Genomic DNA, 13345 nt, shown 5'->3' with positions numbered 1-13345 from the left:
TTTCACCGGAAAATTTAATTGAATATTAATTTCGTAGTTCCGGTTTAAAGATAAAACTTTAATATAAGTGAAGAGAAATCCAGGGTCTATATGTATTAGTGATTTCGATTATAACCTCCCGCCAGATAAAATCAGCCAGTTCCCATTAAATCAGAGAGACGAATCGAAACTTTTACTTTATAAGGATGGATCAGTGACACACACTATTTTCCGGAATATAGCCAGACATCTGCCAGCCAACAGCCTGATAATCTTTAATAATACCAGGGTTATACAGGCCAGGTTGTTTTTTCAAAAGCCTTTCGGAGCCAGGATTGAAATCTTCTGTCTTGAACCCGTTGAGCCAGTGGCTGATATACAATCGGCCTTCTGGCAATTCTCCCCTGTAGTCTGGAAATGCCTGATCGGTCATTCTAAGAGATGGCAAAAAGGACAGTTATCATGCACATTCAATCATAAAGGTAGAACATGCATTCTTAATGCCGAACGATTATCAGCTGAATCAAATCCGTCATCAGTCAAATTTTTTTGGGAACCAGCCGATATGATCTTTTCTGAAATCCTTGACGCTTATGGTCTGACACCTTTACCTCCATATATTCAACGGGATGCTGGCGAATCGGACAAATTAAGATACCAGACAATTTATGCCACACAAAAGGGATCAGTCGCTGCCCCGACAGCAGGTCTGCATTTCACCAAGGCCGTTTTCGATTCGCTTGAAACTAAAGGAATTGAAACGGCTTTTCTTACCCTGCATGTCGGCCTTGGTACCTTTAAACCAGTCACCACACTAAAAATAGGTAATCATGTGATGCACAGCGAATGTGTATCTATCCCTGTTGATCTGATCCGAAAGCTAAGTCGAAATGATAATAGCAGCATTATAGCTGTGGGTACAACAACAGTCCGCGCCCTGGAAAGTCTTTATGGGTTTGGAGTTAAACTAACTGCTAAACCGGAAAATACCAAAGAATTTTTTATAACTCAATGGGATCCATATCAAAAGTGGTATGCTTCGGAAATAACTTTAAACGAGTCGCTGCATGCAGTCTTGAATTATTGCGATACATTTTCTCTAAAGTACCTCACCGGTATGACTCAACTTCTTATTGCTCCCGGTTATCATTTTAGATTGACCGACATTATGCTGACTAATTTTCATCAACCTAAAAGTACCCTGCTTTTACTTGTGGCCGCTTTTATTGGAGATAACTGGAAAATGGTGTATGATTATGCTCTCGAAAAAGACTTCCGGTTTCTAAGTTATGGCGATAGCGCATTGCTGTACAAGAGAATAACCGGAATAGCTGGATAAACGGAGATGGTCTCACTTATTAGGACAGATTTAATTCAAAATTAAGTTTGTTTTTGTTAAACGAGAGAGGGCTGGGGGGAGACTTATAACTCAGATCATTTTTACCTAGAACAAGAAAAAAGGCATCCTGATTAATGGATCAGCATTCTGATGCATTAATCAGATGCTGTGCTTTATTCTTAATTATAAATAAACCTTTCCTGTCAGGAAAGGTTTTCCTATTTTTGTCTTATTCTTATTATGTCCGAAAATACTAAAAAAAAGGCAAGACAGAAGAATGATCCTGAAAAGGAGATGACTTTCTGGCAACACCTTGAAGAGCTCAGGTGGCACATTGTACGGTCTGTCCTCGTCATTGTCGCTATGACTATTGTCGCTCTTATTTATAAAACCTTCATCTTTGACCATATCATTCTGGCACCTAAAGATTCAGATTTTATCACTTATCGGTTACTCTGCAAACTGGCCGATCTCCTATCGGTACAAACATTGTGTCTCCGTGATTTAGAAATGAATATCATAAACCTCTCCATGGGAGGTCAGTTTACTATGCATGTGTATGTCTCGATAGCCACAGGTCTTATTCTCGCTACTCCTTACATAATATGGGAATTCTGGCGATTTATCAGACCAGCATTAAAAATGCACGAACGGAAATATGCCAGCATAACAGTCTTGATCATGTCTGTACTTTTTTTAGTGGGTATCCTTTTCAGTTATTATGTTTTAGTTCCATGGGCATTGTATTTTTTTGGGACTTATCAGGTCAGCGAAGCGGTCCTTAACCAGATATCCCTGAAATCCTATATATCTACAGTAGTCACACTGACTTTTGGTATGGGTTTTATTTTTGAATTGCCTGTCATTGTGTATTTTCTTACAAAAATCGGCATTATGACACCGGCATTTATGAAAAAAAATCGCAAATATGCTTTTATCTTAATCCTGATTGTGGCTGCAATCATTACTCCTCCGGATGTTTTTAGTCAGATCATTGCAACCATTCCCCTCTATGCCCTTTACGAACTCAGTATTTATGTGTCGAAGAGGGTTTATAAAAAGAGGAGTTTGCTTCAGGGGTGATATAAATATCCAATATTGTAACCTTTTTTTTATCTTTACGTCATATCTGCATGAAAATTTAATCTATTTCAAGGTGGAACAGACACGTTTATACAGAAGTAGAACCGATAAGGTCCTCGGTGGGGTAGCTGGCGGCTTTGCTGAATACCTCAAAACCGATCCCCTGGCCGTCAGATTGATCTGTATTCTCCTTGCCATTCTTGGAGGAGGTGGCGTGATCCTCTATATTCTCCTTTGGATATTTATTCCACAAAAACCTGATGATTCATTTAAAACCTATTCAAATATGGAACAAGAAAACAAAACTTATAACTCAACTCCGCCTCCTGGTCAGGATAATAAACCTAAACAGAATCCTGATAAGGGAAATTTAGCAGGGGGTGTCATTTTAATAACCATTGGAGTATTGTTTCTTTTGGCAAAGTTTATTCCCAGGGTTGATTTCCATGACCTCTGGCCAGTCATTCTTATTGTTGGAGGCTTTCTTTTATTGAGAAAATCATTTATCAATCCTAATAAATAAAGAAATGAGCTATAAAAAAATATTTTGGGGCATCATATTGATCTTTATCGGTATACTGATCATACTTAAAAACCTGGATGTGGTCCACTTCAGCTGGTTACAGTTCCTTATGTTATGGCCGGTCTTGTTGATATTATGGGGTTTATCCATCATCCCGGCAAAATCATGGATCAAATTGACACTGTCGCTGGTGACAATTATCATTTCAGTTATCCTGGTTTCTTATATCGACTGGGGGGTATACAGACCCTTCTGGTTTTTTCATCATGACAGGGAAGGGAAAGAGATATTCAAGCATAAATCAGTGACTTCTGATCAGATTCTTAGCGAACCATACGATTCAACCCTGCTCCAGGCTGGTTTGCAACTTGATGTTGCAGCCGGTGCTTTCGAGATCAGTGGCCAGACCAGTCAACTTCTGGAATTTGACAACCGTGGATATCTGGGGGAATATGAGATGACATCCCAGGATATCAATGGAAAGCGTGAAATCAAACTCCGGCTGAGAGAGCCTGTCATCCATAGCCACAATAAAATCGGAAATAGAGTCTATATTAAATTGAATGAATTGCCGGAATGGGATTTCAATTTTGACGTTGGCGCTGCCACCCTGCTGATGGATCTCAGCAATTACAAAACCAGACAAATCAGTATTGAGGGAGGAGCATCATCTATGGAAATTAAATTGGGAAATAAGGCAAATGAAATACACATTGATATAGAAGCTGGCGCTTCATCTGTCTTATTAAGGATACCCCGTTCATCAGGATGTGAGATTTCCGGAACTACAGTATTATCTTCACGATCACTCGAAGATTTTACAAAAGTTCGTCAAAACACTTACCAGACTGAAAACCTGGAAGGTAACCCCAATAAGATCATTATTGATGTAGATGTTGCTGTATCAAGTTTTGAAGTGATCCGCTATTGAGCATACGATATTATTTTAACTTTTACCTTCTCATTTTAGTTACCCAGAAAATCGTATAATATTGAGTACAGTTCATTAGGTGCATCCACATGCACCCAATGGGAAGCCTTTGGAACGGTTGCTATGGTCGCTGATGGGAAATATCTCAAGATAAGGCCAATATCCTTTTCCGTAATATAATCTGATAATAATCCTTTGATGAACAACGTGGGCTTGCCAAATGTATTTGTGCTCTGGATACCAGCTGCAATGTGGTCAATATTGTCACTTATCGCACTCAGATTCAACCTCCAGCCAAATCTTTTATCATTAATTCGGTAAAGGTTTTTCATGATAAAAAGCCTGATACGCTCATTGGTTACTGTCTGTGATAAGAGACTGTCAACATCTGACCGTGCTCTGATATTATCAAAATTCACAGATGCCATAGCACTGAGGATGTGGAGATGTTCCTGGCACAAATTGTAATACCTCGGGCTGATATCAATAACAACCAATTTTTTTAGTGGACATAATGTATTCAGAGCCAGATTCATGGCAACCTTTCCTCCCAGGGAATGTCCGATCACGAAAGGATTGTTTATCTGCTGGTCTTGGATGAACTCAAGCTAATCATTTGTCAATGCTAAAATGTTGAAAATCGGGCTGTGGGGGGATTGTCCGTGGTTACGGAAGTCAGGAATAAATACGGTAAAATGTTCTGCAAGCCTTTTGCCTATCGTCACCCAGTTATCTGAAATTCCAAAAAGACCATGCAGGATTATTACGGGCTCACCTGTTCCATATATCCTATAATTTAACTTCATAGGCCATTACCCGGTTATCATAAAAGGTTGGTACCAGCAGAATCTTTGCACCGGGAATATAATCTATATCAGCTGCATTTATATGATCCGACGAAGTATCCAGCAACTTTTTCGCTGTCTTCCCGGATTGAATCAGGTACACACTGCCTTTCCAGTCGGAAATCAGAAATTTCCCATCGTCAATGCGAGCAAGGCCGTCAATACCTCCTGTATTCTCAATAAAGGGCTCAATGGATTTATCATTTAGATTGATTCTGAACAACTTACTGCTTGCACCGGCGAAAAGGAAATTGTTCTCAATAACTAATCCATTGGTGCCGTTAAGGTCCTTTGAATCAATAAATACTTGCACCTGTCCTTCTTTCAAAACAAATATTTTTCCGCTGTTGGAATCAGAGATGTAAACCTGGCCGTTTTTATCGATGCATGCGTCATTGAGAAATATTGCCCCCGGGACCTGGAATTTATTAAGGATAGTCCCCTTATCCAGATCGATTCTCACCACCCGGTCAATATCTGAAACATACAGATAATTTTTGTAAATGGCCATTCCCTTTGGGGCATTTAAACCTTCCACCCATTTAAGCTCAATAATTTTTCCATCTGGATCTAGTTTGGCAATAAATCCATTAAGGTCTTTTTCAGATGGATTACCATTAATATTACTGACATAGATAAGGTTACGCACAGGATCATGACATACGGATTCAGGCGTTTTTAAATCTGCCGGGGTTTCCCACTTCTTTATCAGCCTTTTATCAACATAAGATGTTTCTTCCTGCAAACTAATGAATCCTGTATTGGGAAAAATGATTAAAAATGGGAGAATGAATATAAAAAAGAGTTTAATTTGTTTCATGACCTTTTGTGATGGGATCAAAAGAATCGCATATCTCAGGTGCATTCTGGATTTGAACATAGTTTTACTCCTTTAGTTTGCTATTGAGTTGGCGTAAATATAACTGTATGGTGTTTTCAAGGCCATAATACAGCGCATCGCAGATCAGGGCGTGTCCAATAGAAACCTCCAGCAATCCAGGGATATGTTGAGCAAAATACCGCAAATTCTCCAGGTTCAGATCATGACCGGCATTAATACCCAGACCAGCCTCACTGGCTACCAGTGCCGCAGTTACATAAGATTTAATAGCCTCTTCTTTGTGGATGGAATAATTCCTTGCATATGCTTCGGTATAGAGTTCAATACGGTCAGTTCCGGTTTTGACGGCATTTTTTATCATCTCAGGAACTGGATCAATGAAAATGGATGTGCGGATCCCTGCTTTTTGAAAAGTTTGAATAATATCCTTTAAAAAAACTTCATTTTTGTAAGTGTCCCATCCTGCATTGGATGTAAGAGTGTCAGGTGGATCAGGCACTAGGGTAACCTGTTCCGGCCGAACTGACAATACTAGATCAATAAATTTTTCAGTCGGGTAACCCTCTATATTAAACTCAGTTTTCACAAGAGTTCTCAGACCGATCACATCCATGTATCTGATATGCCTTTCATCTGGTCGTGGATGAACAGTGATACCCTGGGCACCAAAACGTTCACAATCTGAAGCAGCTTTCAGTACATCAGGAATATTGCCGCCCCTGGCATTTCTTAGAGTCGCAATTTTATTGATGTTTACACTCAATCTGGTCATTAAGGGAATTTTAATACAAATATACATTACAAACCGTTTGGTTTACACACAGACGAATAAAAATCCAGTCCGTAGCTCAAGCGCTGCACGTGCTCGAAGCACAATCATTTATATTTGCGCAATAATCTAAAATTCGACATTTTATGAAACGAGCATGCGGACTGGATGTACACAAAGATACAATTTTTAGTGCTACATACGAGGGTAAAAAACATAGCCCTGTAACAGAGTATACAACCCTTACATCGTCCATCCGGGCCATGGGCGAAGAATTACGTTCAGAAGGGGTTGATGCAATTGCGATGGAAAGCACCGGGATGTATTGGGTTCCTGTATGGAATATTCTGGAAGACATGGGCTTTCATTTGATCCTGGTCAATCCCTATTTAATCAAGCAGATGCCAGGGCGTAAAAGCGATGTAAAGGATGCCCAGTGGATTGCTACATTGTTGCATAAAGGGTTGTTGCGAAGTAGCTTAGTTCCCTGCAAGGAAATACGAGAGTTGCGAACGTATAGTCGCAGGTATGTCAAATTACAACAACGGCAAACATCGGTATTGCAGGACATGGAACGAACGTTAGAGATTTGCAGTATTCGGATTACCAGTTTTGTCAGCAACATATCAGGCAAAAGTGTATTGAGGGTAATCCAGCAAATTGTACAAGGTGAAACAGCTCCGGATGTCTTGGTTGAGTCGATACATGGCCGAATCGTTAACACACATTCGAAACAAAACATCAAAGAATCACTTACCGGGTTTATTACGGAACATCATCGTTTTATGCTGGAGTTATCCCTTCAGGAGTATGAGATGTTAGTCGGTCAAAGTAATAAGTGTTTGTCAAAGATGAAAGAGCTGTGCAATGAGCATTACAAACAGGAAATGAAGTTGTTGATTACCATACCAGGCATAAGTCACATTGCAGCCATGATTGTATTAGCCGAAACGGGGGCAGATATGAAAGCCTTTGAAAACAGTGGCAAATTTTCCGGATGGACGGGACTACGTCCAAGAAATGATGAAAGTGCCGGAAAATACAAAAGCACTGCAATCACTAAGGGAAATCGTTTTTTGCGCGCTGTTTTGGTTCAGATTGCATGGGCAGCAATACGTACAAAAGGATCATATTTCAAAGAAAAATTCAATCGGTTGGCAATGAGAAAGTCCAGGCAAAAAGCGCTGATTGCGATTGCAAGAAAGCTTGGCGTGTTAATATGGAATGTTCTTTACTACAAACAAGAATATAACCCTGAAAAACTCATTGTGTATGATCCGCGGAAGTTGCAGGCAAAAATATCGTACCATCAAAAAGAATGCGATCGTCTGCAAAAACTTATACAACGATAAAGCGTAAAGGTCGGGTAAATTTGTGGTGGCTTACAACCCCGCTTTCAAATTGACCAACGCAACATGTCCTGAAAAGGACTTTAAGAACACAGACATGAGTTAATGCCAATCATTCGTTTGGCTAAGCTCGCAGGAGAAACTCGCATACCAAAGGCGTTATAACTTGGAAAGGATTTATAGGAGAAATATACGTTTAACTGGGGCTTTGATTCACGGTATTTAAGAATCATTCTCTATCAGATCATTTCGTATTTTTGATGATCCTTTTCGGTCAGGACGAAACTATTTCCTCATATTATGAAAGCCATTGTTCTAAAAGAATACAATAATAATCTATCGAGGGTATTGCGAAGCCTGGAGGTCATCAATAAAGATATCCGTCCATTAAAAGATGATGAGGTCCTTGTAAAAATATCAGCAGCTCCGTGCAATCCTTCGGACATCGCTTTTGTAAGGGGAATGTATAATATCAGGAAACCTTTACCTGTGGTGTCAGGTTTCGAGGGAGCAGGGTCAGTAGTGGCTGCCGGTAAGAGTTCCGAAGCCAGGAATCTCCTTGGTAAACGGGTGTGCTGTTTCACTCAGGATGACGGTGATGGTACATGGGCAGAGTACTTTATAACAAAACCTGATAAATGTATTGCGGTCCACGATGATCTGGACATCCTTCAGGCAGCATGTCTGGCAATCAATCCCTTCACAGCTTATGCCCTTGTCGACACAGCAGTTCGTTATGGCAGTGAGGCTGTCATTAATACGGCCGCTGCCGGACAGATAGGGAGATTTGTACGTGCTCTTGCCAGGGACAAAAATATTACCCTGATCAACATTGTCAGGCAGGATAACCATCTTGAGATGCTTAAAAACGAAGGAGAAAATTATGTTTTAAACATCCGGTCAGAACAATTTGAGGATCAGCTCAAAGAACTTGCACATGAACTGAAAGCAACCACAGCCTTTGATGCGCTGGGGGGAGAGTCGACAGCACGCATCCTACAGGCCATGCCCAACGCTTCTCAGTTAATCCTGTATGGCGGACTGGCTAATCAATATATCGCAAATATCGATGTTCTGGAAATCATCTTTAAGAAAAAATCAATCGTCGGATTTAACCTTGGGGATTGGAAAAAAGAAATTGGCCCCGAAACTTTCAGCCAGATTTCATCAGATATCCAGAATATGATCATAAAGGGAATGATCACGACAAAAATACAGCATACATATAAACTTGAGGAAGTGATCCGTGCCCTGTTACAGTATGTAGGGCATATGTCAGATGGAAAAATCCTTTTCACACCTTAAAGCACGTAAGATTCAAATATATGCCGGGATCAATCAGTATCAGGTTTTATGAGGAACTGAATGATTTTCTTCCGCCTGGCAAGCGTAAGAAGCCTATTGATGTTAATCTTTTCTGTAGTCCCTCTATTAAAGATATCATCGAATCTCTTGGTGTCCCCCATGCAGAGGTGGATCTTATACTGGTCAATGGCCAATCTGTTTCATTTGATCACCGGCCAAAAGAGGGTGACATGATATCCGTATACCCGGTATTTGAAAGCCTGGATATAACACACGCCACTCATTTGCGCCCCAAGCCTCTGAGAATTACACGTTTTATCCTTGATGTACATTTGGGTAAGTTAGCCCGTTATTTGCGTATGTTAGGCTTTGATACGATGTACCGTAATGATTATGACGATCCTGAGATAGTAGCATTGTCACAAAAAGAAAAACGTATAATCCTGACACGTGACGTCATTCTGCTGAAAAATAATGATGTGACACATGGATTATGGATACGTTCGCAGAAGCCATCGGAACAGGTGAAGGAGGTGATCGGAAGGCTCGATCTTTATCAGCAGATAAAACCCTTTGACAGATGTATGGAGTGCAATGGACGGATCTCAAAAATTGAGAAAAATAAAATACTGGATCAATTAGAGCCAGGCACCAAAGCCAACTTCGACACCTTTTACCGGTGCAGGGATTGCCATAAAGTGTACTGGAACGGATCCCATTTAGAAAAGATGCAAGTGGTGATAAACAATCTGAAAATTACAGATTAGCTTTATTCCTTTTTGTCAGGATCTTTATTCCCCCTTTTCTTATGGGTATCCACGCCAAAGAAAGCGAAAAATCCATATAGCCCGAATAATCCGTAAAGGCCTTCCATATGAAAAATGAAGCCCAGAAATCCCAGTAAGCCCAAGAATCCCAGATAGCCAAGGTTTCTTTTATTCATGATTCTATTTTTTTGATCAGATAAAAATACGTATTAATAACAAGCAAATATTGAGGTAGGTACTGTATTTCAATCCTTTTAAGATGATACCAATCAATAAAAATGATGTACTTCACGGGAAAAGAATATAAATCGGCACCAGCCTCGGCCCGCACCTCACCGATATCATGGAGGTGATTGGAAAAGATGAGGTAATCTGTAGGATACAGACAACGATGGTAGCTCTGAAATCTATTCAATAATTAATTTCTCCTTCGCCAAAATCTGATGCGAATTTCGCAGCACTGCCAGGTACAAACCTGCCGGATAAGCCGTAATATCGGTTTGTATTTTCTTTGTATATGCCGGTATGACAATTTCATCCCTCAGCTTGCAATAACCGTCATAGATACTCAAAACAGCATCGGTTTTCAGATCTTTGAATTCAAAATTGATTGTTGAAGCGGCAGGATTGGGATAAATCCTCAATGCTTTATCATAGTCTTCTTTAAGGGGTATTTCATCTATCGAAACATATACGCCACAGCTCAGGTCGATGGTGTCAGAAGGAATCGGGTATGGACAAAGGCTGTCGTAAGTAAAGGCCTGGGTGTAAAGGGTATCGTTTTCTAAATCTGAATTGAGTTTCCAGAGATAAATATCCCAATTTACATCCACCACATAATTTCCTGAAACAAGGATTTTATTGTCAAAGGTTTTAATGATATTTTCAGGTGATCTATTTTCATCAATTAATAAACGTCTTTTCAATGTATTCCCAATTGTATCTGTCATAATTATCTCGCTCATCCCATCATCAGGATTCGGATTATCACTCCAGTTTAATCCTATAATTAATGTAGTATCATTATAATAACATATTGATTCTGCTCCCCCTCCATCTATAGTATCTCCTAATAAATAGACATGATAAAGTTGATTACCGGCTTCATCGAATTTAAATAATACAGGTGTCATTGGTCTGCCTGGGCCTATGAGTCCACCAGATGAATAAAAACAATTAGTTTGGTTTTTAATAGTTTGAATGACACTACCAGGTCCTGAGCCAGGCAGATTCCATTTAATATTCCATAATTGTTCACCAGCTGTATCAATCATTATCCAGTAAGGTTTTAATCCCTGGGAATAACAATGGCCTGTAACAAGATAGTTTGAATCAAAGCTCAATGTCAAATCATAACCCTCTTCATTACTAATTGTAGTATCTTCCTGAGCCAAATGCCTGATCCAAAGGGGTGTACCCGACGAATCCATCTTTACTAAGCTGATTCGGACATTTTGGTAATTGCCTCCATAATATTTCAACATGCCAACATATCCCCCTTCATTTAATGGTATAACTCCTGTGGCACTATTATAATCTGGTGATTGTAAGACAGTACACCATTCAACTTCTCCACATTTATTAAGTTTTATAAACAAAGGATCAAAATTTCCTGTAAGATCGTAATTACTGGATGCTCCTGCTATTATTTTGCTATTATCAGAGTTCTTTTGTATCTCATTAATATATGTTAAATACGATAAATCACCTAATTGTTTCTTCCATAAAACTTCTCCATTTAGATTTGTTTTTATGATCCAAGCCCATTGTGAGGGAATGCTTCCTTTATCTATAAATCCACCCAGTATATAACCTTTATCATAATCTTCAAGTAAACTTCTAACATGTACTCCATAATTGTCACTATATATCTTTGGCCAAGTTTGTCCATAAGTAAAAGCTGTTAATACCGTCGAAATTGTTAATGTCAATATTATCTTTATCATGTTGTAAAGATTTTTATAAATTCGATGAATTTATTAACGAGTGGCTTTTGTTAACTTCTTACTTTCAACCAATTCATCATCAACATATAAACTAATAATGTATATACCATTTGGAACGTCACTCAGATTTAGAACCAATTGATTTTGATAGTTGTGAAGAGTCATGATTTCCAAAAATTTACCGCTAATATCATGGAGTAATAATTTGCCGGTATTTTTTAGCTCAATAGTACTGAAATAGACAATAACATAATCACTGGCTGGATTGGGGAAAAGTATAAGGTGTTCTTCCTTTTCATTAATTACTTCATGTGTAGTAAAGTGATATTCAGGTAAAGATTTTGTATTTGGGGGAAAATAAACCTGTTCGGTATAATTAATAAAATTGCCCTTTACCAGCAGTCCTCGTGCATAACCACCGATCAAGGGATACCCATCATTTATAATTGAATGCATGGTATTGACCGATAGTGAATCCAATTGCCGTGCACTCCAGGTACTGTCATGTATCATTTTTATGACATTGAAATAATCTTCGAAATCCTGGTGTATAGCAGTTTGGTGGGTGTTTAATTCGTATGTGGCAGGAATCTCATTTAGTACATTCAGCGCTTGTTCTGCCTGTTCATTGTTAAAATAGCAGAAGGCCAACCTGTATTTTGACTGAAGATCTGTTTCATCTTCATACAAAGCTATCAAGCTGTCGTAAGGATTAAGGATGGTGGTATCGGAGAGGAATTTCCGTATCAGTTGATTTTTGGCTCTTGCACGTACCTGCTGCCAATAACCAAACCGCGATTCAAGAATTTCTTTTGCACCAAGATAGTCTCGCCCTTGCATGATCTCCGCCATCATGTAATCAGGCATCGGATCAAAACGATCATCCAGCGATTGAAGCACTTCCTGCGACTTGGCCGATTGGGGATTGACTATTAATACATCACGTATCATTGCATTAGGCAGAACATCCTCTTTGTAAATGGCTTGTTTCATTACTTTATCTACCTTGCCACCATAAATTTCTCTTTGCCTATGATATTTTGGGAATTTTTCAGTATAGCCAGGTACAAACCTGCCGGATAAGCCGTAACATCGGTTTGTATTTTCTTTGTATATGCCGGTATCTCAATTTCATCCACCAGCCTGCAATAACCGTCATAAATGCTTAATACGGCATCGGTTTTCAGATCTTTGAATTCATAATAAATAGTTGTTGCAGCAGGATTGGGATATATCTTCATCGGCTTATCATAGTCTTCTTTAAGCGGTATTTCATCAATCGAAACATATACGCCACAGTTCAGGTCGATGGTATCAGAAGGGATCGGGTATTGACAAAGACTGTCATAAGTAAAGGGCTGAGTGTATAGGGTATCGTCTTCTAAATCTGAATTGAGTTTCCAAAGGTAAATGTGAAAAAGATTATAAGTGCCTGTGACAAGTATCTTGTTATCAAAAGTTGTTATAATACCAATCGGAATAGTATTTTCAGATAGCAATAATCTTCGTTTTAAAATATTTCCAGTTGTATCTGTTATTATCACTTCGCTAAAACCTTCATCTACGGGAAATTCTACATTTCGCCATTGAATACCAATTATTAAAGAAGTATCCCTGTAGACAGTAATTGGATGAGCGCTACCTCCAACAATGGTATCGCCAAGTAAA

15 protein-coding genes are annotated in these 13345 nt (G+C 39.1%); 7 read left to right on the top strand and 8 right to left on the bottom strand.

Annotated features, from left to right (window positions below; translation table 11 throughout):
* Window positions 1–67 precede the first annotated feature (67 nt).
* The 4 genes from NT175_08570 (at window position 68) to NT175_08555 (ending at window position 3855) form a co-directional block, all read left to right on the top strand.
* The gene (locus tag NT175_08570) at window positions 68–1318 is read left to right on the top strand and encodes an S-adenosylmethionine:tRNA ribosyltransferase-isomerase (protein MCX6234763.1); all 1251 of its coding nucleotides are present in this window, start codon (window positions 68–70) and stop codon (window positions 1316–1318) included.
* 240 nt (window positions 1319–1558) lie between these two features.
* Window positions 1559–2401, top strand: a complete 843-nt coding sequence (tatC, locus tag NT175_08565) for a twin-arginine translocase subunit TatC (protein MCX6234762.1) — start codon at window positions 1559–1561, stop codon at window positions 2399–2401.
* A 73-nt stretch (window positions 2402–2474) separates the two neighbouring features.
* Window positions 2475–2924, top strand: coding sequence for a PspC domain-containing protein (locus NT175_08560; protein MCX6234761.1), 450 nt, complete (start codon window positions 2475–2477; stop codon window positions 2922–2924).
* Window positions 2925–2928: 4 nt separating this feature from the next.
* Complete coding sequence (locus NT175_08555) at window positions 2929–3855, top strand: DUF5668 domain-containing protein (protein ID MCX6234760.1); 927 nt, start codon at window positions 2929–2931, stop codon at window positions 3853–3855.
* 35 nt (window positions 3856–3890) lie between these two features.
* Here NT175_08555 and NT175_08550 read toward each other — a convergent pair whose 3' ends face one another.
* From NT175_08550 to NT175_08535, 4 genes are all read right to left on the bottom strand, one after another.
* The gene (locus tag NT175_08550) at window positions 3891–4439 is read right to left on the bottom strand and encodes an alpha/beta hydrolase (GenBank protein MCX6234759.1); all 549 of its coding nucleotides are present in this window, start codon (window positions 4437–4439) and stop codon (window positions 3891–3893) included.
* Between the two features lie 24 nt (window positions 4440–4463).
* Complete coding sequence (locus NT175_08545) at window positions 4464–4661, bottom strand: alpha/beta fold hydrolase (GenBank protein ID MCX6234758.1); 198 nt, start codon at window positions 4659–4661, stop codon at window positions 4464–4466.
* Window positions 4645–5520 carry a hypothetical protein gene (locus NT175_08540; GenBank protein ID MCX6234757.1) on the bottom strand — a complete coding sequence of 292 codons (876 nt, stop codon included), beginning with the start codon at window positions 5518–5520 and terminating at the stop codon, window positions 4645–4647. The genes NT175_08545 and NT175_08540 overlap by 17 nt, the downstream gene beginning before the upstream one ends.
* Before the next feature lie 64 nt (window positions 5521–5584).
* A complete protein-coding gene (locus NT175_08535) occupies window positions 5585–6313 on the bottom strand; it encodes a pyridoxine 5'-phosphate synthase (protein ID MCX6234756.1) in 729 nt (242 codons plus the stop codon).
* 143 nt (window positions 6314–6456) lie between these two features.
* On the opposite strand from NT175_08535, the gene NT175_08530 reads away from it, so the two are divergent.
* The 3 genes from NT175_08530 (at window position 6457) to NT175_08520 (ending at window position 9731) form a co-directional block, all read left to right on the top strand.
* Window positions 6457–7662, top strand: coding sequence for an IS110 family transposase (locus NT175_08530; protein MCX6234755.1), 1206 nt, complete (start codon window positions 6457–6459; stop codon window positions 7660–7662).
* A gap of 297 nt (window positions 7663–7959) precedes the next feature.
* On the top strand, window positions 7960–8964 hold the full coding sequence (locus NT175_08525; GenBank protein ID MCX6234754.1) for a zinc-binding dehydrogenase: 1005 nt from the start codon (window positions 7960–7962) through the stop codon (window positions 8962–8964).
* 20 nt (window positions 8965–8984) lie between these two features.
* Window positions 8985–9731 (top strand): twitching motility protein PilT, encoded by a 747-nt coding sequence (locus tag NT175_08520; protein MCX6234753.1) that lies wholly within the window; start codon window positions 8985–8987, stop codon window positions 9729–9731.
* A 2-nt stretch (window positions 9732–9733) separates the two neighbouring features.
* Here the strand turns inward: NT175_08520 and NT175_08515 are convergent, their stop codons facing one another.
* The 4 genes from NT175_08515 to NT175_08500 form a co-directional block, all read right to left on the bottom strand.
* Window positions 9734–9907 (bottom strand): DUF3796 domain-containing protein, encoded by a 174-nt coding sequence (locus NT175_08515; protein MCX6234752.1) that lies wholly within the window; start codon window positions 9905–9907, stop codon window positions 9734–9736.
* 231 nt (window positions 9908–10138) lie between these two features.
* Entirely contained in the window at window positions 10139–11677 is a 1539-nt protein-coding gene (locus tag NT175_08510; protein MCX6234751.1) for a hypothetical protein, read from the bottom strand.
* A gap of 33 nt (window positions 11678–11710) precedes the next feature.
* Window positions 11711–12670, bottom strand: coding sequence for a T9SS type A sorting domain-containing protein (locus NT175_08505; protein ID MCX6234750.1), 960 nt, complete (start codon window positions 12668–12670; stop codon window positions 11711–11713).
* 8 nt (window positions 12671–12678) lie between these two features.
* Window positions 12679–13345: T9SS type A sorting domain-containing protein (locus NT175_08500; protein ID MCX6234749.1), on the bottom strand; the 667-nt coding region annotated here is incomplete at its 5' end.

This window comes from Bacteroidota bacterium (assembly GCA_026391695.1).
Classification (GTDB): Bacteria; Bacteroidota; Bacteroidia; order Bacteroidales; family JAGONC01; genus JAPLDP01.
This window is presented reverse-complemented; position numbering and strand designations above follow the sequence as displayed.